Annotated in this window: 22 protein-coding genes; 6 read left to right on the top strand and 16 right to left on the bottom strand. The window is 31.6% G+C overall.

The genetic code is table 11. The features are described 5' to 3' along the window. Positions 1–5 precede the first annotated feature (5 nt). The 6 genes from CLV91_RS16060 (at position 6) to trpA (ending at position 5,315) form a co-directional block, all read left to right on the top strand. Positions 6–572 (top strand): anthranilate synthase component II, encoded by a 567-nt coding sequence (locus CLV91_RS16060; RefSeq protein WP_121069253.1) that lies wholly within the window; start codon positions 6–8, stop codon positions 570–572. A 160-nt stretch (positions 573–732) separates the two neighbouring features. Beyond that, a complete protein-coding gene (gene trpD, locus CLV91_RS16055; protein WP_121069252.1) occupies positions 733–1,725 on the top strand; it encodes an anthranilate phosphoribosyltransferase in 993 nt (330 codons plus the stop codon). Beyond that, complete coding sequence (trpC, locus tag CLV91_RS16050) at positions 1,725–2,507, top strand: indole-3-glycerol phosphate synthase TrpC (RefSeq protein ID WP_121069251.1); 783 nt, start codon at positions 1,725–1,727, stop codon at positions 2,505–2,507. Before trpD ends, trpC begins: the two co-directional genes overlap by 1 nt. Positions 2,508–2,512: 5 nt before the next feature. Next, a complete protein-coding gene (locus CLV91_RS16045; protein ID WP_121069250.1) occupies positions 2,513–3,184 on the top strand; it encodes a phosphoribosylanthranilate isomerase in 672 nt (223 codons plus the stop codon). Positions 3,185–3,296: 112 nt separating this feature from the next. Continuing rightward, positions 3,297–4,478: a tryptophan synthase subunit beta gene (trpB, locus tag CLV91_RS16040; RefSeq protein WP_121069249.1), complete on the top strand. Its 1,182-nt coding sequence runs from the start codon at positions 3,297–3,299 to the stop codon at positions 4,476–4,478. Positions 4,479–4,550: 72 nt separating this feature from the next. Further along, entirely contained in the window at positions 4,551–5,315 is a 765-nt protein-coding gene (gene trpA / locus CLV91_RS16035; RefSeq protein ID WP_121069248.1) for a tryptophan synthase subunit alpha, read from the top strand. A 68-nt stretch (positions 5,316–5,383) separates the two neighbouring features. On the opposite strand, the gene CLV91_RS16030 is transcribed toward trpA, so the two are convergent. The 16 genes from CLV91_RS16030 to CLV91_RS15950 form a co-directional block, all read right to left on the bottom strand. Continuing rightward, positions 5,384–5,998: a hypothetical protein gene (locus tag CLV91_RS16030; protein WP_121069247.1), complete on the bottom strand. Its 615-nt coding sequence runs from the start codon at positions 5,996–5,998 to the stop codon at positions 5,384–5,386. A 132-nt stretch (positions 5,999–6,130) separates the two neighbouring features. Next, positions 6,131–6,709, bottom strand: a complete 579-nt coding sequence (locus CLV91_RS16025) for a DUF1287 domain-containing protein (RefSeq protein ID WP_121069246.1) — start codon at positions 6,707–6,709, stop codon at positions 6,131–6,133. Positions 6,710–6,731: 22 nt separating this feature from the next. Then, a complete protein-coding gene (locus tag CLV91_RS16020; protein WP_147406433.1) occupies positions 6,732–7,115 on the bottom strand; it encodes a hypothetical protein in 384 nt (127 codons plus the stop codon). A gap of 68 nt (positions 7,116–7,183) precedes the next feature. Further along, the gene (locus CLV91_RS16015; RefSeq protein ID WP_121069244.1) at positions 7,184–8,131 is read right to left on the bottom strand and encodes a tRNA dihydrouridine synthase; all 948 of its coding nucleotides are present in this window, start codon (positions 8,129–8,131) and stop codon (positions 7,184–7,186) included. A gap of 61 nt (positions 8,132–8,192) precedes the next feature. Continuing rightward, positions 8,193–8,609, bottom strand: coding sequence for a hypothetical protein (locus CLV91_RS16010; RefSeq protein WP_121069243.1), 417 nt, complete (start codon positions 8,607–8,609; stop codon positions 8,193–8,195). 95 nt (positions 8,610–8,704) lie between these two features. Further along, positions 8,705–9,418 carry a hypothetical protein gene (locus CLV91_RS16005; protein WP_121069242.1) on the bottom strand — a complete coding sequence of 238 codons (714 nt, stop codon included), beginning with the start codon at positions 9,416–9,418 and terminating at the stop codon, positions 8,705–8,707. Positions 9,419–9,463: 45 nt separating this feature from the next. Further along, the gene (locus CLV91_RS16000) at positions 9,464–10,003 is read right to left on the bottom strand and encodes a Crp/Fnr family transcriptional regulator (protein ID WP_170146776.1); all 540 of its coding nucleotides are present in this window, start codon (positions 10,001–10,003) and stop codon (positions 9,464–9,466) included. Positions 10,004–10,234: 231 nt separating this feature from the next. Next, positions 10,235–11,488: an NRAMP family divalent metal transporter gene (locus tag CLV91_RS15995; protein ID WP_121069240.1), complete on the bottom strand. Its 1,254-nt coding sequence runs from the start codon at positions 11,486–11,488 to the stop codon at positions 10,235–10,237. Between the two features lie 25 nt (positions 11,489–11,513). Next, positions 11,514–13,829, bottom strand: coding sequence for a chondroitinase-B domain-containing protein (locus CLV91_RS15990; RefSeq protein WP_121069239.1), 2,316 nt, complete (start codon positions 13,827–13,829; stop codon positions 11,514–11,516). Between the two features lie 158 nt (positions 13,830–13,987). Further along, complete coding sequence (locus CLV91_RS15985; protein ID WP_121069238.1) at positions 13,988–14,446, bottom strand: hypothetical protein; 459 nt, start codon at positions 14,444–14,446, stop codon at positions 13,988–13,990. Positions 14,447–14,507: 61 nt separating this feature from the next. Beyond that, entirely contained in the window at positions 14,508–15,584 is a 1,077-nt protein-coding gene (locus CLV91_RS15980; protein WP_121069237.1) for a polysaccharide lyase family 7 protein, read from the bottom strand. A gap of 182 nt (positions 15,585–15,766) precedes the next feature. Further along, the gene (locus tag CLV91_RS15975) at positions 15,767–16,228 is read right to left on the bottom strand and encodes a RidA family protein (protein ID WP_121069236.1); all 462 of its coding nucleotides are present in this window, start codon (positions 16,226–16,228) and stop codon (positions 15,767–15,769) included. Between the two features lie 32 nt (positions 16,229–16,260). Further along, positions 16,261–16,920: a hypothetical protein gene (locus tag CLV91_RS15970; protein WP_147406432.1), complete on the bottom strand. Its 660-nt coding sequence runs from the start codon at positions 16,918–16,920 to the stop codon at positions 16,261–16,263. A 209-nt stretch (positions 16,921–17,129) separates the two neighbouring features. Further along, positions 17,130–17,840 carry a hypothetical protein gene (locus tag CLV91_RS15960; RefSeq protein WP_121069233.1) on the bottom strand — a complete coding sequence of 237 codons (711 nt, stop codon included), beginning with the start codon at positions 17,838–17,840 and terminating at the stop codon, positions 17,130–17,132. Between the two features lie 187 nt (positions 17,841–18,027). Then, entirely contained in the window at positions 18,028–18,798 is a 771-nt protein-coding gene (locus CLV91_RS15955) for a 3-keto-disaccharide hydrolase (RefSeq protein ID WP_121069232.1), read from the bottom strand. A gap of 370 nt (positions 18,799–19,168) precedes the next feature. Then, positions 19,169–20,857, bottom strand: a complete 1,689-nt coding sequence (locus CLV91_RS15950; protein WP_121069231.1) for a DUF262 domain-containing protein — start codon at positions 20,855–20,857, stop codon at positions 19,169–19,171. Positions 20,858–21,454 lie beyond the last annotated feature (597 nt).

Raw genomic sequence — 21,454 nt, 5'->3', positions numbered from 1 at the left:
ATAAAATGAAAAAAATATTAGTCATAGATAATTACGATAGCTTTACTTATAACTTGGTACACTATTTAGAAGACTTAGATTGCGAAGTTGTTGTAAAACGTAACGACCAACTTAGTTTAGAAGAAGTAGATGCTTTTGATAAAATTGTGCTTTCTCCAGGACCTGGAATTCCAGATGAAGCAGGGCTCCTTAAACAAATAATTGCAAAATATGCTCCTACCAAAAGTATTTTTGGTGTTTGTTTAGGCCAACAAGCCATTGCCGAAGTTTTTGGTGGTTCTTTAATAAATATAGACCAAGTATATCATGGTATTGCTACTAAAATAGAAATTACCAAACCTGAAGATATTTTATTTAAAGGATTAGATACAGAGATTGAAGTAGGCCGTTACCACTCTTGGGTTGTTAATCCAGATTTACCAGAAGTTTTAGAAGCTACTTCTTTTGATGAAAACGGACAAGTAATGTCCCTTCGTCATAAATTATACGATGTTTCTGCAGTACAATACCATCCAGAATCTGTACTTACTCCTAATGGAAAAAAAATACTAGAAAACTGGGTAATGAGCTAAAAATCTGTAAGAAGTAAAAAGTATTAATCGAATTTTTTATGCTCTGTATTTAATAGGAAAATGAAATTAAGAAGAAATAAATTCTAACAATTATTTAAAAAATTAGACATATTTACTTAGTACTTTGTACTATCTACTTAAGACTATACAAACCAAAAAAATGAAAAAAATATTAAACCGACTTATTAATCACGATATTCTTGAAAAAGAAGATGCTAAACAAGTATTGGTAAATATTGCTAAAGGTGATTATAATACGAGCCAAATTGCAGCTTTCTTAACTGTGTATATGATGCGTAGCATTACTATAGAAGAATTAGAAGGTTTTCGTGATGCGCTTTTAGAACTTTGTTTAGCAGTAGATTTATCAGCATATAATCCTATAGATTTATGTGGTACTGGTGGCGACGGCAAAGATACTTTTAACATCTCTACCCTATCCTCTTTTGTTACTGCTGGCGCTGGTGTTAAAGTTACCAAACATGGAAATTATGGTGTTTCTTCTGCTTGTGGTAGTAGTAATGTAATGGAATATCTTGGTATAAAATTTAGTAACAATGCTGGCTTTTTAGAAAAGTGTTTAGCAGATACTGGTATTTGTGTATTACACGCACCATTGTTTCACCCTGCTATGAAAAATGTTGCCCCTATTCGTAGAGAACTAGCAGTTAAAACGTTTTTTAATATGTTAGGTCCAATGGTAAACCCTGCCTTCCCTAAAAACCAAATGGTAGGTGTTTTTAATTTAGAACTAGCAAGAATGTATGGATATTTATATCAGAATACAGATAAGAATTTTACCGTTTTACACGCTTTAGATGGGTATGATGAAATTTCTTTAACTGGAGATACCAAAACAATATCTAACCATACTGAAGGAATTATAAAACCGTCCGATTTTGGTTTACAGCCAATTCAACAATCACAAATTTATGGTGGTGATACGGTAGAATCCTCCGCAAAAATATTTATGAATGTTCTCGAAGGCAAAGGAACAGAACCGCAAAATAATGTTGTTTGTGCCAATGCTGGTGTTGCTATTGCAACCGTAAAGAACATTACGCCAAAAGAAGGTTTTGAGCATGCTAAAGAATCCTTATTTAGTGGTAAAGGATTAGAAACTCTTAAAAAATTACAAAACCTTAGCGCATAATGGATATTTTAGAAAAAATAGTTATTGATAAACGCAAGGAAGTAGATTTACGTAAATCTTTAATTCCTGTTTCCCAATTAGAAAGTTCTGTACTTTTCTCTAGAGAAACCGTTTCTTTAGCAAATGCATTAAAAAATAGTACTACCGGTATTATTGCAGAACATAAAAGGCGTTCCCCTTCAAAATCTGTAATAAACCATACCTTAAATGTACAAGATGTTGCAACTGGTTATGAAAATGCTGGTGTTTGTGGCATGTCGGTTTTAACCGATGGTAAATATTTTGGTGGTGCTCTGGACGATTTACTATTAGCAAGAGCGTCTGTAAAAATGCCCTTGTTACGCAAAGAGTTTATTATAGATCCCTATCAAATTCTAGAAGCAAAAGCTTATGGTGCAGACGTTATTTTATTAATTGCAGCTATACTTACTAGAGAAGAAATAAAAAGCTTTTCTGAGTTTGCTAAAGGCTTAGGTTTAGATGTGCTTTTAGAAGTGCATAATGAGCAAGAGTTACAAAAATCTATTATGCCTAGTTTAGATATGTTAGGTGTAAACAACCGCAACCTTAAAACTTTTGAAGTTAGTCTAGAAACTAGTAAAAAACTCTCTACCTTAATTCCGAACGATTTTGTAAAAGTTTCAGAAAGTGGTATTAGCTCTATAGAAGCTATTAAAAAATTACAGCCTTTTGGTTTTAAAGGATTTTTAATTGGAGAGAATTTTATGAAGACCAACAATCCTGGTGAAAGTGCAGCCTCTTTTATTTCTAGTTTAAAATAATTGAGATGAGCGATTATTATTACACACAAAAAAAAGAGTTTAAAAGAGATGGTTTTCCTAAACTTAAAATTTGTGGTATGCATCTTAATATCTCTGAAGTTGCAAGCTTATCTCCAGATTACTTAGGGTTTATTTTTTGGAAACCTTCTAAAAGATGCTTTAATAGCCAAATGCCAGAGCTACAACACAGCATAAAAAAAATTGGTGTATTTGTTAATGAAAGTCTTCAGGAGATCCTATACAAAATACAGGAATACAATCTTTTAGGAGTACAATTACACGGAAAAGAAAGCCCAGAATTCTGTAAAGAATTACATGAAAAAGCCAAAGGAATAGAGATTATTAAAGTGTTTTCTATAAAAAATGAATTCAATTTTGAAGTTTTAAATGATTTTGAAAAGGTGTGTGATTTCTTTTTGTTTGATACTAAAGGAAAACTTCCAGGTGGCAACGGTTATTCCTTTGATTGGAGTGTGTTAAAAAATTACCCTTCTACCAAACCTTTCTTTTTAAGTGGTGGAATTGGTCTTGAAGAAACGGATAAAATAAAAGCCTTTTTACAAACCGATGCCTCTAAATATTGTTACGCATTAGATGTAAATAGCAAGTTTGAAATAGAACCTGGATTAAAAGATATTGAGAAATTAAAACAGTTTATTGATGAAATTAGTACTTAGGATTAAGTACTAAGTATTTAGTCATGAGTACAAAGTAATTAGAAAAATATAAATGAGAACTCAGTACTTTGTACTAAATACTTAGGACTTATTACTATTAAGAAAAAAGAATATGAATTATAACGTTGACGAAAGAGGATATTACGGAGACTTTGGCGGGGCATTTATTCCAGAAATGCTTTATCCAAACGTAGAGAACCTTAGACAAAACTATCTAAAAATAATGGCAGAACCTTCTTTTAAAGAAGAATTTGACCAATTATTAAAAGATTATGTTGGTAGGCCATCACCGCTATATTTAGCAAAAAGATTATCCAAAAAATATAACACTAAAGTCTATCTAAAAAGAGAAGACCTAAACCACACTGGAGCACATAAGGTAAATAATACTATTGGTCAAATATTAATGGCTAAACGCCTTGGCAAAAAACGTATTATTGCGGAGACTGGCGCAGGTCAACACGGTGTTGCTACAGCTACAGTATGCGCACTTATGGGCATAGAATGTATTGTATACATGGGCGAAATTGATATTGCCCGTCAAGCGCCAAACGTAGCTCGTATGAAAATGTTAGGCGCAGAAGTTCGTCCTGCATTATCTGGCAGTAGAACTTTAAAAGATGCTACCAATGAAGCTATCCGAGATTGGATTAATAATCCTGTAGATACCCATTATATTATTGGTTCTGCCATTGGCCCCCACCCCTATCCAGATATGGTAACGCGTTTTCAATCGGTTATTTCAGAAGAGATAAAATGGCAGTTAAAAGAAAAAGAAGGAAAAGAAAATCCGGATTATGTAATTGCTTGTATTGGTGGCGGCAGTAATGCAGCAGGAACTTATTATCACTTCCTACATGAAGAAGAAGTAGGTATTATTGCTGTTGAAGCTGCTGGTAAAGGGGTTCATTCTGGAGAAAGTGCAGCAACCTCAGCATTAGGGAAAGAAGGTGTTATACACGGTTGCAAAACCTTATTAATGCAAACTAAGGACGGACAAATCACAGAGCCTTATTCTATTTCTGCTGGTTTAGATTACCCAGGTGTGGGTCCTATGCATTCGCATTTGTATAAAACTAAACGTGCTGAATTTTATTCCGCTACGGATGATGAAGCAATGCAAGCAGGTTTAGAACTCACTAAACTAGAAGGCATTATTCCTGCTATAGAAAGTAGCCACGCCCTTGCTATTTTTAAACATAAAGCCTTTAAGCCAGAAGATGTGGTAGTTATATGCCTTTCCGGTAGAGGAGATAAAGATTTAGATAATTATATAAAGTACTTTAATTTATAGTACAAAGTATTAAGTAGTTAGAATACTTTATACTAACTACTTTGTACTCTTTACTTAATACCTAACAAAGTAATGAATAGAATAAAACAAAAACTACAAGAGGACAAAAAATTACTCTCTATATATTTTAGTGCTGGTTTCCCTTCTTTAAATGACACTGTTACCATTATTCAGGATTTAGAAAAAAATGATGTCGATTTTATTGAAATTGGACTTCCTTTTTCCGACCCTTTAGCAGATGGTCCTACCATACAAGAGAGCTCTACTATTGCTTTGAAAAATGGGATGACTACAGAGATTCTTTTTGATCAATTAAAAGACATTAGAAAAACGGTTACTATTCCTCTTATTATCATGGGTTACTTTAACCCAATGTTGCAATATGGCGTAGAGGATTTTTGTGCAAAATGTGCAGAAATTGGAATTGACGGACTTATTATTCCCGACCTTCCGTTAGATGTGTATGAGCGTGATTACAAAGCTATTTTTGAAAAACACGGGCTTGTAAACATCTTTTTAATTACACCACAAACTGGCGATGCACGTATACAACAGATTGATGCTGCTTCGGACGGATTTATATACATGGTTAGTTCTGCGGGAGTAACTGGCTCACAATCTGGTTTTGGAAATACCCAAGAAGATTATTTTAGTAGAATAGAAAATATGAAATTAAAAAACCCGCAAATAGTTGGTTTTGGTATTAAAGATGCCGAAACATTTACTCAAGCAACTAAATCTACAAAGGGGGCTATTATTGGCTCTGCTTTTATAAAACATTTACATAAAGAGGGAGTAAATGGTATTGCCAATTTTGTAAAAACTATTCGTTACTAACAATTTCTCTTTTAAAAAGAAAACAGCTTTACTGTGTAAAAAAATATACAATAAAGCTGTTTATTAATTTACTCTTGGTCTAACACATAAAGAACATTAGAAAATTTTCCGTTCGTAATTGCATACTTTTTACCTGTTACAGAAGAAGTCCCTTTATAATTAAACTCTCCGGAAAGGAGTTTGTTTTCTTTATCTATACTAGTTATTTTTACGTAAACTTCTTCAAGCTCTTTATTATCTCCAAAACCTTCATTTCCTTCTTCTTCTCCATTGTTTTGGGTATACCACGCATAAGCACCACTAGAAAGAAAATCTGGAGTAATAGTATTGTAAATTTCTCCATTACTTAACGCTTCATAATCGCCTCCGATAAAATAAAAAATAATGGCTTTGGGTCTTTTTAATCCTATAGTAAAATCAAAACCCGAAATAGCTCCGAGGTAGCCTCCTGTAGATAATATATTTATGGTAGCAGAAACACTTTCCCCATCACCAATAATATAGGACTCAAAAGCTTCACCATTAACCTCTGCTGTCATTGTTGCAATTACTTCCTCCTTTTCCTCCTCTTCTTTCTGGTTATCTACTTCATCTTCTATAAGACTAGTACAACTTGTATTTGCTACTAATAAAACAAAGCCTAAAAAAAGTATTCCAATAAATTTTAGCGATTTTAATTTCATAAAATGTTTACTAAGGATTGCGGTATTATTCTTATTTAAAATCAAACATAATCTAAATATTATTATTAAAAAATAAGAATTTAGTAAAAGAGGTTATTCCTCATATAACTGTTTAACTATTACAGATAGTTGCTACCGATTATAACTATAATGCCCAATAATTTTATACTCAAAAAGACAATCTTGCAAAACTTGACCTGCACCAATATTGTGAACTATTAAATTCCTTTTTCCGTCTGTAGATTTTTTGTCAACAACTATTCCAATATGTGTTATTGCTCCTCCCAAATTCCAACAAACAATATCCCCAGGGATATAATCTTTTGCCTTCTCAGAAATCTCTTTTTCTGCTCCCTTTCTTTTAAAATAAGTCATTAAATTAGGAACTCTTCTGTGGTCAATATTTTTATCTGTAGTTTTTAACCCCCATATTTTAGGATACAAACTAAAATTGGCTTTCATATCTTCGTGTACTTCTTTCTGTAAATCAACTCCTAATTTTCTATAAGCGCGTATTACAACATCTGTACAAACACCTTTATCACTTGGAACATCACCATTAGGATAGCCTATAGAAAAATAACTTGGGTCATACGTTACTTTTTGCTTTGTTAATTGCATAGCACAATCCGATAAATTAGGTTTAACCTCTGTCTGAGAATAACTAAAAGTTATGCTAAAAAACAATAAGATTATAAAGATTTTCCTCATAAAAACAGCTATTAAAAATGTCTTAATCTAAAGCAAAAATAGCATCGTAAGTTATGTACTCATCTCTTGCAATAGTATACAAAACCTTTCCGTTAGTATCTAGTAACACACCTACAGATTCATCATCAGCAAGCGGAAAATTTAGTTGGTATTTTCTACCATCTTCTAAATTTAAACCATAAGTTTCTACGCCATTAGATATACTTACTTTGTTTTGGGTATAATTGTAATTTGTTGTTTCTCCATTGGCATTGGTAACCACAAAACTCTTAGCCTCAAAAATTAATTTATATTTTTCTCCTTGGTTATTAATAGCTTTCCAATCTCCTCTATACGTATCGGAACCACTACAGGCAGTTAAAACTACCATAACAAAAAGTACTAGAATATGTTTTATATTTTTCATTCTATAAAAATATTCATTTGCATTCATAAGAACAACCCCGTTTTAAGGGGTTTTAAATTTTACTAGTTTTATTTCTGCGCTGCAATAATTTCTGCTACAGCGTTTCGGTATTTATAGGGGTTCCCTGCTTTTTTTATTGCCTTATATACTTTTCTAGGATCATGGGTAGATTGTGCAAAAAACTCCCAAAAACCTAACATTTTCATTTTTATAGGGGTTGGACCAGAAAGTTTAGCATCATACTGCTGGTATATGGTATCATGAAATTCTTTAAAAATTTTCCATCTATTAGCAGGGTACTCTGTGGTATCTGCTTTTATCATACTTGGTAAAAAAGGGTCTGCAATAAGACCACGGCCAATCATAAAATGCTCTATAGTTGGGAAACGTTCTCGCATTTTTTTAAACTGAGCTACCGTAGTAATATCTCCATTATAGTATAACGTATGTTTAGCTACGTCTACACACTTTTGAAAAGCGTCTAAATCTACACCGCCTTTGTATAATTGTTTTCCAAGACGAGCATGTATAGCAACATTCTTAAGCGGATATTTTTCTAGGATAGGAAAAGCGTCTAATATCTCATTTGCAGTCTCATATCCTAATCTCATTTTCATAGAAATAGTAACATTAGTCTCGTTATGCGCACGTTCCAAAATATGGTCTATTTTTTCGGTATTACAAATAAGTCCAGAACCCATTCCGCTATTAGTAACCATAGGATACGGACAACCTAAATTCCAATTTAATTCTTTATAACCTAAAGATTCTATATACTTTATAGTGAATATAAAAGCATCTGCATCTGCAGTCATTACTTGCGGTATTACCTCTAAACTGGTGTTTACTGCTGGGTCTAAATCTCTTTGATACGACCCTTTAATAATCATTTTTTTATTATACCGAATGTAAGGGGCATAATAAGTGTCTATGCCTCCAAAAAAATGCTGCTGCGCATTTCTAAAATTAAAATCGGTAAAACCTTGTAAAGGAGAAGCTAATAATTTATAAGACATTCCTATGTTTTGAAGCGGCAAAGATAGTGGAATATCCTGTTTTAATTTGAAGAGTAACTACCTATAAAAAGATTTCTATTTGATAATCTTTAGCTGTAAATTCATAATTGGTAACTGTAACATCTGTTAAATCTCCAAAATCGCAACAACCATCACCCGGTTCTGTAAAATCATAACTGTATGGAATTTCAATTTCATCTATTAACAGCGTATGCATTCCATGAGCACTATTAGATGCCGGAATCCAAATACTACAGTTATTAAAGCTAAAATAGACTGTATCTGACTCTGTATTAAGCACCTGTATATCTTCTTCTGTATAGCCATTCTCTATAATCCAATTAGTCTTAGTGTCTTTGCTTATCAACTCTATAAAATAACCTCTTTCTAAACAAAGGACTAATGAACAATCTTCCTTAGAATCATTACAATTTAATACAAATAGAGAAACCATAATTAATATCCATTTTTCCTTCATAATAGTGCTTTTTTATTCTATAAATGTTATATAAAACTATTTAGAAAAAAGATGCACTAATTTAAAATGGTTGCTTTACAATAATTATTTCTTAATTATTCTTCTTTTAATTTCTTAAATACCAATATATGTAAGAAAATTATGGTTGCTGGTGCAAAAGCAGGAATCCAACTAAAAGGGAAAGTACCGAACTGACTTACTCCTTCTGTATTATTTTGGACAGCTACTTTAGTTAAAACTATAGCTGTTACTAACACGGAAACTATATCTATTACCCCTATAATATTCCATACCCAAGTTACTAACTTTGCATACGAATATCTTTTTTTTAATGCCCTTACCACTGGAAAAACTAAAACGGCTGTTAGTATATCTCCTGCACCTCCTATACATGCAAATTCTTTGGGTATAACATCATAAAAATAAACCAAAAAGAAAAACACACCCACAAACCTAAAGACATGAATAAAAACTAATTGCTCTAACTTAATATGCTTAAATACTATAGCAAACCATTTTGTTCTTTGCACATACAGTATATAAAATAGAAAAAGAGGAATTACAGTAACTAAGATTATTCTGGGCGGTAGCACATTTTTCATGAAAAACCCTGTTAAGGATAGTACTGCTACTATTCCAAAATACAACCAATAAAAAATAACTATCCTTTTTCTTAGCAAAGAGCTAGTCTTATAATTTTCATAAGCAAATTTTACTGCTTGGTTTATTAAAAAAACAGGAATAGTACTAAAGCTAATTATAAAAAGTATTGATAACCAAACAGGTACTTGTGTTATTGCTAAATCCATCTTTTTTTTACAAAGATGTAGAACATGAAAGAATTACAAATTGCCCTATGACAATTCTTGAATTTCTTTTCTAATTCTGCTTAAAGAAAATTTTGTAATCCCTAGATAAGATGCTATAATATGTAAGGGCACTTTTTCTATAATTTCCGGATTTGTTTTTTCTAAATTAAGGTAACGTTCTTGCGCAGTTTCTTTGTAAAGGGATATCATTTTTTTATTTACAAACGTGTAATTTAAGGTTAAAAGCATTCTGCCCCATTCTCTAAATTCTGGTATGGTATGAAAACAATGTTGCACATTATCATAACTAATACTGTAGAGAACACAATCTGTTAATAGCTCGTAATTTTCTTCGCTTGGTTTCTGCTCAAAAAAAGATAAATAATCATTTAAAAAATCTGGAGCAGAAAAAAATCTGGTAGTTACCTCGTTCCCATTTAAATCTATAATATAACACCTTATTATGCCCGACTCTAAAAAATAAGAATTTTTACTAGTCTTACCTTCCTGTATAAGTAATGTTTCTTTGGTAAAAGATTTCTGAATAAAATAGGTAGAAATTAAATCGGCCTTTTCGTCTGACATTGATTTAATATTCTTAAGATATTCTTGAAGCTTCATTTAAATAGTAGTAAGGGTTTTCAGTATTTTCTTATAGCGTGTAAAAAGATATTATATTTTTTTTCATACCACTTCCTAAAATTGCATTTCAAATCTTATCAAATTTAATGTATAATAAGTGTCCTTTTACCTAAAAAAAACAAAAGAGCTCAATTTAATACTAAAAGTTGTTTTTTATTAAAAATCATTTATTCACTAAAAAACTACCATCCAACCATAATAAACCGCTAGTAAAGACAAGAAAAAAATACCTACGTAGGTTAGTATTTGTAAATTTAAATTTGGGCGGTCTGCCTTTGGAATTTCATTACTCATTACATTTTTTAAATTCATATATCCTACCACAGGAGCTAACACAAAAGAAACTCCTGTTGCTACACCTAAAATTAAGCTCATATTCGCAGCAAGAACATATAGTACTACAATACTCATTACCGAAAGAATAATTACACTAATGGAATAATATTTTCTAGAGACTGATTCTTTTTTATCTCCTGCAATTTTCGAAATAACATCTATACTTACCCTTGCTATTGCATCGTGGTTTGTTAAACAAGTACTGTACATGGTGGCAAAAGCTGCTACGGCAATAAATACATATGCCCAACTTCCTATATGCGTTGTAAATATTTGTATTACCTGATCAGAAAAAGTTACTGCATTTCCACTTAGTTCTACTCCTGAACCAAAAAGTGTTGTACTACCAATAATTAAAAAGAAAATTGCCAAAATAGCGGTCATAAGATACCCAGAATTAAACTCTTGTAAAGCTTCATTTAAGCTAGGTTTTTTCTTAGATATTTTATATTTCTCTACCGTCCAAAGACTTAACCAACTACTACCTTCTACTGCAGTAGGCATCCAACCAATTAGGGTAATTAAAAACAAAACTCCCATTTCATCAAAAAATTTAGGTGCTTCAAAACCTGTAACAGGAGTTATTGCTCCTTTATTAATTACCAATACAGTAGTAGCTAATAATGCAACAAAGAGAATAGGAACAACAAATTTTAGCATGGCTTCTAGTAATTTGTACTTACCAATAATTAAAATAATACTATTAAAAACAAATAAGCCTAAAGCTACAGTAGTAATAGAAACTCCTTGTATTCCAAAAATAGTAATAAAAAGCCCTGCGGTAATGGAACATAATGCCGCAGGAGTAGCAATTGAGGTTGCCAATGTAATAAAGGCATATAACCATAAATACCCTTTTCCTCTATTACGGTAGCCTTCTATAATGCTTTTTCCAGTTACATTGGTATATCGTATTCCAAATTCAAAAAATGGATATTTTAATATATTGGCTATTACTATTGGTATTACCATAAGCCAACCATATTGAGCTCCTGCTTTGGTAGACAGTACTAGGTGCGAAGTGCCTATGGCCATACTCGCAAATAATAATCCTGGTCCAAGATTTTTAATTACTGTTTTTAATTTATTCATGGTTGGTGGTTTGTTGGCAGTTTTCTTAATAAAGTATATCTAACTTATGTTGCTCTTCTACTTTTATTAGTCCAGAATTAAGCACTTTATTAGTACTATGATGGTTGTTTTTTTCGCCCCACAATAAGGCTACTAATTTTACAGGGTTGTTCTGGAATGTATTACCCATAAGAGTAACATTTATAATCCCTGGGGTTTTTAGCATAGTGCCACTTTTTTCTTTGCTACCACAATTTTCAAAAACAGAATTTGTTACTTTTAAATTCCCTCCAATGGTAGATTCATCATAACCTCCTCTATAAAAATAAAGTACATTTTTATCTATATTTTTAAAAGTACATTTATTAATTGTAACCATCTCTGCATTATAATCTCCTTTTTCTTCGGCAGTTAATACTATACCATTTTCACAATTTTTAATGGTAGTATTCTGTATGTTAATCGTATCAGCAAAAGAACCTTTAGTGGCCTGTAATACATATTTAAAATTAGAAAGCATACAATTGTTTATATACAGTTTATAGGCCGATGCCATATTTTCTTTTAATGGTGCAAATGCCAATTGTTTGGTTTTACTTGTAATAGAAAGATTATTTAAATGAAGACTTCCTTTTGGATGCATTTTAAAGGCTGATGTATTGCTATCTCCTGTAAATAACAATTGTACCTTGTTTTCTCTTTTAGAACTAATTGTTACATCTTTGTTTATTGATAATGCCGTATTTATAGTGTAAAGAGTATCTGTTAAATGAATAATATCCCCAGATTTTGCTTCTGCTATAATTTTTGCCAACTCTCCTTTCTTGGAAGAAGCAGTTAGAATATTAGGTGCTACATTCTTACTTTCTGTTGAGAACCAATCTGGCCCATAATTTTTCTTATTAATCCTAAAATTTTTGGCAGCAGCAATAGTAATAGCAGCTCCAATTTTATTAGATTTACTTCTATCTACCCCAAAAAGGTCTGCTGTAATAAGTTTAAAATCAAACCCATAATACACCTCATTTAAACTATCATTTTGAGTGTCTTCTGGTACAAATAACCAATTGTTTATTTGCTTCATTTTTATAGTTTCGTTTTTAAGCACTCCAAATTCTGTAAACGCTTTACCATTATTATCCAGAATATTATTCTTAAAAAGTATACCATCCATCTTATCATGGTTAACTACTGGTGCAGCATCTTCTTTGGTATTGTAAATAATATTATTAGCAATAATAGAACGTATTGGAGCTGCAGAGCGCACTTCGCTTGGCGGTAGCACTCCTGCACTAGCAGTATTTTGCCCAACGCCTATTTGCCAGGGCGACTTACAATCTACCCAAGTGTTATACGCCACTACTACATCTGCAACTTGTTTATACCTATTTAAAGGGGTCATAGGAATACCGTTCATGACCGCTAACGGACTTCTAAATTCTTCGCCCTTAATCTTATAAAAGTAGTTATTGGTAATCCAGTGCCCGGTATTTACGGCTCTAATACCTCCATAAAAATTAGAATCGTCTCCTCCAATAAAAATATTGGCATTAACCGTAGCGTAGTTAGAGTGCCTTAGTACCAAAGAACCCTCGCACTTGTAAAATATATTATTGGTAAAAGAATTGTAGTTGGTCTTATCCGATATAATTTCTACCTCGCCATTACAAGCTTCAAAATAATTATTAGAAACATTTACGTAACCAGGTGCAAATCTTGTTTTACTATCGCCCACACGTATAGTTTCTGCCCTTGGCCCTCCTTTTCTTGGTCGTGGCCCAAAATAGTTATGTATTATTTGATGGTGATTTTTAATATTTTCATTCCCTGTAAAAAATACTCTAAGCGTTTCGCCATCATTAGATTTTCCTGCAATATAGGAATGATCTAGTTGGTTATGCCTACCGTAAAACTCTATCCAACGGTCATTTTCCCATTTATTTGGTCTTGTAAACCCATCTATTACCGTATTGGTAACTCTAGTGTTATGTGCAATACTGTCAGTATTAATCATAAACCTAATAACACCATTTTCTGGAGAATACCCGTTTCTAAAATATAAGCCGTCTACTACTAAATACTGCCCTCCTAAATGCAAAGAAGATTTGCCTTCTATAAAAACTTTTCCTGGTGTTTCTGCTCGTAAAGTAATTGGAGCATCTTTTGCTCCAAGTGCAAAAAACTTAATTTCTGCATTTTTCCAAATTCCATTTGCAAGTACAATTTCTTCTCCTTGCTTTACATTAGTAATAGCGTTGTTTAATTCTTTTATATTTTTTACAAATATACTTTTAGAGACTTCTTTTTTATTGCAAGACGCTGCCATTAAAAGAACTCCTATTACTACAAATATCTTCTTCATTTTATTTTTACTATTAAAAACATCTTAAAGTCTATATTAGATATTTTCTACTGCAAAATAATTAAGAATCACTAATAAAATAACCTATTTACTACTTTATTATAAAATAAAATGTGAAAAACCTATAAATATCTCACTAAAAACTTAAGAAAAATAGTTTAATCTAACTTTTTATAAACCTCAATATTCTTAAAAATAGTATCGTTTCTGGTATAGGTATTTACTTGCTTATAGGTTTTGCCATTATGTTCTATAGGAATAACATACGTATTAACATCACTCTTCATGGAGGTAGACATAGAGGTTAACACCTCTGTAATAGTATCATTCTTAAATGTATAGGTTCCAAATCCATGCCATTCTGATGTATCTGGAGCTGGATCTGCGTTCCAAATTACAAAACCATTTAAATAAATTTTATGCTGTACTTTATTGGTATTAGTAAAAAGCGTATCTGCGTTTGCTACATGATAAAAATGACTCAATTTCCAAACCCCATCCATTTTATTTTTAGTGTTGGAGCTTTTCTCATTTATTTTAGGAGCACAAGAACTGTACAGTAATCCTAGTACAAATAGATTTGCTAAAACACTTTTTTTTAAGGTACTTTTTTTCATAACGCTATGTATTTTAAACGTGTAAATTACGCCATTAAAAAGTAATAAAAGCTATCTAGCACTAATCATTTTTGGTAAAATAACCTTGGTTAGAAACAGCATCTTTACTTATTTCTATTTTAGCAGTTTTAAACCAAACCTCTGCATAATTACCATCTTCATATTGTTTCTGTATATCACCTCCATGTGTTTCTGCTCCAGAACACCAGTTTTTATTAACCTCTGGAGATTTTCCGTTGGTTTGGTTGTAAGCTCCTAATTTAAAGAAAAGCCCTTCTCCTGTATATGCACTTTTGCGTTCTACACCATCTTGTCCAATTGGCACAAATAATGCTTGCGTTTGCGCAGGAATATCTGCTTTCGTAGTATATTCCGATTCTATTAGATTTTTGGTAAAGGTTTTAGTTTCATGTCCTTTACTAGTGAATTTTAAGTTCATAATACCCTCTTTCACCACAATCTCATAACTAAACTCTTCACCTAAAGCAATGCCATCTTCTGGCTCTTCTGGGTAGGTGTTTTCGCCAGTACCAACCACAGAAAAATCATTACCCCAAACGGCAGATGAAAAATCCCATCTTCCAGAATTATCTTCCCCTGCTGTATTAATTTCATAATGCCAAAAGACAGAACCTTTTGTATGTCCAGGATATTTTTTGTAGAATATTTTAAGTGGCTCATTTTCATGCGCATCTGCACTATGTATTTGCCCTACTACAACTGCATGCGTTGCCGCTACACGAGCATCGCCAGTAGAAGATACATTCATTACTTTTAGAGTAGCAGTTAATTTGTCATTTGCAGTTTTAGGATACCATTTTTTTTCTTGTGCTAACTCTGTTCTTGTGTTATTAGAGGTTCCATGGGTATCTCCACCGTTTGGTGCTTTATACACCACCCAATTAGTATTCCCTTCTTTTACCGTGTAAAAGAAATTTTTATTCTCAAAATTAATCGCATTCCCTACATTAGAACCATCTCCTAAAATTAATTTCCAGTCGTTAAAAAACGGAATAACATCACTGGCATAAACGATTTTATCTTCTTGCTTTTCTAAAGTTTTTTTAGGAGCATCTTTACAACTTGTAATTAGTACGGAAAGACTCAATACTACGATAATACTTATTTTTTTATACATTTTGATGTTTTTTAGTGCTTAAAAATTCTGGAAACCTTAGTTGGCTACCTTATAAATTTACGCAAGCTTTTTTAATAAACAACAAACTACTCTTATTAACTCCTACTCTTTATAAAATATACTTAGTTATTTGACAGATAAATAACATCTAAAAAAGTAATTATTTGTTATGGAGTGTAACTTTACTCCTTTTCTATTGTAAAAGAGACGGTTAAACCTACACTAAAATTTCTTGGTAGTTTTTCAACTCCAAAAATAGCTCTGGAGTGTTTCCCTTTATCTCCCAATACTTTTACAAATAATTCAGAAGCTCCGTTAACAATTGCTGGTGAATCATCCCAATCTTCTCCAGATTGAAAATAAGCATCTATATGATTTAGACCAACAATTTTATTGAATCCTATTTTCTTATCTACCTGTGCCAAAACATTCAATGCACATAATTCCATTGCTTTAAATCCATCTTCAGTTGAAATTTCATTTCCTAAACGCCCTTGGTATTTGAATTCGTTATTTAAAATAGGAAATTGAATAGCAATATATGCAATATCTTTTCTGATATTTACCGATTCATAACTACCTCCTGGGGTGGATGCCTCTGGTAATTGTAATCCTAGTTTCTTTAAATTTTCTTTTGGATTCATTCGTTTTTCTATCTATTTCAGGACAATAGGTATTATTTATCCTTTTCAGGAAAATGTATTTCTTTAAACGTTCCTTTATCGTTTTCAAAATAAGGTTCTGGCTCTAAATGAGCGTGTCCTTCATCATACATTTCTCCTGTTATTTTTTTTACTTTATACCACGATTCTTGCATTTCCGAAACAACACTAATATCGTAGTAGTCTTCCTTTTCAAGAATGCGCATCTGATCTTTAAAATTGATTATATCAGCAGTATCAAAAGAACCAATTGCTGCAATTACAAATTCAATTTTCTTTTTAAAATCTTCTGTTTGTTTATAATACGGAATACTTTTTTCTGTAGTAAAACCTATAGGGTTTACAACTTTACTTTTAAAACTTAATTTTGTAGTCAGGTTTACACCTACAATATCGTAAAATATGGTATTGATTGGCAAGTACATTATAGGATTTGAAAATACAACATAAATTTCATTACCATTTGTTTGGACACTTGTATGAGTAAAGTTTTCTAAACTTGCCTTTTCATCAATTAAAGGTAACGCCAATTGAATAATTGAATCTTTTCCCAATTTCACTAACTCTTTTACCTCATTATTCATCTTGATTTTGTTGTTTTTAAAATCTTGAGCGTAACAACTAGAAAAAACAAGTATTAGTTGAATGAGAATATGTATGCCTTTTTTTTTCATAAGTAGCTTTTTCAAATGTTGGGTAGCTCCAGCTATCAGGATATATAAACTGTTTACAAGAAAAGAAATAAATAACACCAAAACATATAGTTTTTGGCATATTTATTAACATGCTATTTTTTAACATAAGCCCTCATTCTCAGAAAATTATTATGCTTAAAAAAGTTCTCGATACTATTTTTCTATGAAAAAAAGAAAAATCACTCGTACTAACGAGGAGAACGACCTCTACTAGACGATGAGTTTTGCTGATATTTCCAATTTTCTTGTCTAAAATAGATAGGGTCTCTAGACGAAAAATCATTCTTTTTTTCTTCTAACGCTTTATAATCTTTAGTGCGGATGTGTTTAACGTCTAACCTATTCCCTACTCTTGATTTTTCTACACGTATATTACCCTCTTGGTAAGAAAAATTGTCAACATAAATAATCTTTGTAGCATCGTAATCTGGTAATGGTGTAGATGGTATGGTATTTAAACCTTTCATTTTTACGGCACGCATAGAAGATTGCATGTATTTTCTAAAAACAGGTTTTGGATCTGTACTTTCTACCACATCACATAATACAGCATATCCTAAATGCTTGTATTTATCCATTTCTTTAGGGTAATTTTTAAAAAGAAACTCGTAGAACTGGTATCGCATTTCTATTTGTATAGCTCCTAAAGCATGGCTTTTTTGTGTTAAATTTTCTCTAGAAGTTTCAAATTCTGCGCTATTAATGTAATAAGAACATTCTAAAGGTACGTTGGCAGAAAAAATAGTTCTTTGTTCTGACACGCCTCTGGGTGCATGTATAATTCTAGAAACAGTTACCTGAAAATTAAATGTACCCCTTTTTAGTTCTTCTTTATATTCTTGCCCGTAGGATAAAAAGGAGAAGAACAATGCAGTAATAGCAATGCCTATTTTTTTCATACTATTTTTATTTTAAATACTTAAAAGTATAACTAATTGTAATGTAACAAAATAAATTTTATTTTTTATTCCTTTTAACTTGCTAAACTATTATTTCAATTGGTCTACTCTTTACGGCACGAGCGAGATGCTCGCGCTAGTGGAGTTAATAACACCCTCTATATTACATAAAAATGTTTAACAATTATTAATCCAGTTTCAATAACTCTATATTTCTGAATTCTATAGGATTACCCTCTCCCTGAAGTGCAATATATCCCTCGCTTATAATCCTTGGACGCCCTTTTTCCAGGAGCTCCCGTGCAAATGCATCAGTGTCATCATATTGGGGTTTGGAGTACTCTATTACTACCTTGCCGTTAATTTTGTGAATTATTTTTTCGCTTCCATGCACTTCAATCTCCATCTTTACCCAACGGGTATCACTAATAGCAGGATAGCTTGAGATTGAGCAATGTTCTGTAATTAAACTATCATTCATTTCAATATGTGTTCCAGCGGTACATGCATTTCCTGTAAATCGTTCTGTTTCGCCATCGCCCCCTAATATCTGAGCCTCAACTGCAGTTAAGAAAGTTTGGTTAAGAGGTAGTTCAGAAGGGTGCGGGGTATGATATTTGATACCGCTGTTTTTAAAGGCCCAAGATGGTGCTCCAGAAACCAAGCCTGTAAGAAAGCGATATTCTAATCGTAATCTGTATTTTGAAAGCTTTTCCTTGTAGAAAAGATGCCCAAATTTGTTATCAAAATTATCGTAATCATCATAAGAAACAATTAACTTCCCGTCTTCTACTCTAAAGGTATTTAAGTAATTATCCCCATATTCTTGACCTGTAAACTTTGGTGACCACCCTTCTAAGTTATTGCCATTAAAAATAGGAATCCATTTATTGTCTTTTTTCTGCTTACAGGAAGACGTTAAAGCAATTATTAAAACCAAGTACAAAAAACTTTTCATTTTTTAATATTTAAATATAAATTGTAGACATCTAAATTACCCTAAAAAATTAAGAAAAGGAAAGAGCTTCATTTCCGCAATTTTAATGAAGGTAAAGCTTGCTCCTAAACTTTCAGGAAAAATTAATCTTCTGAATGCCAACGGACACTTTTCGAAGTTTGCAGCTTCTAAGCTCCATCTCTTATACAAAACATTCATAACTTAAAACCTAACTTTTATTGCTTACCCTATCGCTTACTCATAAACGGTACTACGTTGTAAACTTAGTTTCATTTGGTTTACTCTAAACGGCACGAGCGTGACGCTCGCGCTAGCGGGGGCATTTTCACCCCATTGAGTGCATATGCACTATACAAATTGTTGCTCTTAGTTATATTTTCCAGACTATTTTAGATTGAGTTAACAAATATTCACCCCAATCTGTCATTTGATCTTTAGTCCACTCCGTAAAAGATTGCATTTTTGTATTAATAGGAAGTCTAGACTTGCTGAACATTTCTAATTTATTTTTGAAAAGCTGACTGGAAGCAATTCTATTGTATTCTTCACTTAATATTGTCATATTATATAATTTATAAACTACTTCCTTATGTATTATTTTATACTTTTTGAAAAAATCCGCGTAGGCCTCAATAGGTTTTTCAGGCACAATATGTTCTAAGGTAATCATATCTGAACTCACAATTTCGTTACCTTTATCAAGGTTATTATTAATTTTTTTTAGAATATATCTTGGGGTTTTATTACTCTTATAATTAAGGTTTTTAAAAGACTCCACGTATATTGAGTCCTTCGGATCAAGTGTTTTTAAAATCTCTCTGACCTTGGAGTTAGTTTTTATTTTATTATCTCTTATTTGATTAGAAATGTTACTATATAAACCTTCTAGCTTGTTATTATGTAGATTACATACAGTACTATATCTGAAAGAAAGTCCGATACATGATTCAATAGTTTTTACAAACTCGTCTTGAGTAAACTTAATCTTAGCAGATAATAAAACCGGAAGACATTGTCTCATTCCTAATATTGTCACTTCATCTAGTAAGCCCTCGGTAGTTTTATTATTCCAATATGAATGTTCTGGATTTAAAAGAAAATAATAAATTTCTGATTCTGTAAATATTTCTTTCAGAAAAGACAAAACCTGTTTTTTAGTTCTAATCTTATCTTTTAATTCTCTAAATATTTGTTTTTCGGAAATGGGTTTATTTTTTGAATTCCAATAATGCTTAAAAAAACCACTTATTGATTTTCCAAGTTTCTCAACCATAGCGTCCCACTGAGTTACTAATAGTCTTGTGTCGTCTTCATCTGCAGAATCATAAATAATAGAAAATAAATAATTCTTAAGCAAGTCAGAAATTGTAAGATCAAGTCCTCGGTCATTTAAAGTTTCAAATATTGTAAATGCCTCATTGTCGTCTGTTACAATTATTGATAGTGTTTGAAATTTATCTGTAAGTGTTTTAAGTAATAAGAGTAAACTAGTTAAGTTTTCAGGATGTTCTTTACCTTTAATCCAATCTAATAATGACTTATGATATAATTTATAACAATCTAAAAGTAATTTATTTGTATCACTGATTTGAGAGATTTTTTTAAAATTCTCAATTTTTTTTGAAGCTTTTTCTTTATCTAAAATTTTCTCTCTAAAAAAGTTTCTGTTGACATCATTTAAATTTATTTTATACTCTTTTTCACTTGTTATCATATCCTCTTCAAACAAATAACGAGATTCTATTTTTAGGTGCCTTTGGTCATTGTACTGTCTAAGTATATCTCTTATTACAGATATCAAAATCGTTGCAGACGTAATTCTTTGTTGTCCGTCAATAATTAAGAATTCTTCTTCATCTTCTGTAGCTTCTCTAAGAAAAATTGATCCGATGAAATAACTAGATAACTTTTCATCGTGAACTCTGAATAAGTCTTCAAGAAATTGAGATTGTTCTGATTTCTTCCAAGAATAAGGTCTTTGAAAAAAAGGAACTTTAATTTTCGGAGTATTATTAAACACTTTATCTAAATTTCTAAGTTCATAATTCCCTAATCCCATATTATTATATTTTTTTTAGTTATCACAACAAAGATGCACAAACCAATCTCCCCCTTGTAAACAGCCCACATTTTTTATTTGCAGTAAAAATCTTAATAAAAAAGTAATCTAAAAAATAGAAAAGCGTAATACCTTTTAATAGTTATTAACTAAAAGTACATAACTACGGTTTGTATAAGTGAAAACTAGGTTTTTGAGGGCAAAACCCTCATTTTTGGTTGTTTTTATTTTATTATTGGTTTCTAAAAAAAGTACTTTTTAGCATCTTTTTTATATGTTTTGGAAGAAAAAATGACTTTTTTAGGTAAAAAAAAGCTTTTCTCGATACATTTTATCTTCCTTGCAGGAAAATAAAACACTCGAAATGACGCTTTTTTTAGAACCAGTACACCTTCTCTTCTTTTACAGAGAAAACACTCGAAATGACGCTTTTTTTATTAACCAGTACATTTTTCCTCTTTTAAAAAGACAGCACTCAAAATGCCGCTTTTTTTTTTAAAACCTAAGTACTTTCTATTCTACACCAATGCAGTCATAAATAAAACAACCGTAAAATACATGCTGATCATTAGAAGAAATAGTAAGCACTCTAAAAAA

Source organism: Maribacter vaceletii (assembly GCF_003634105.1).
Classification (GTDB): Bacteria; Bacteroidota; Bacteroidia; order Flavobacteriales; family Flavobacteriaceae; genus Maribacter_B; species Maribacter_B vaceletii.
This window is presented reverse-complemented; position numbering and strand designations above follow the sequence as displayed.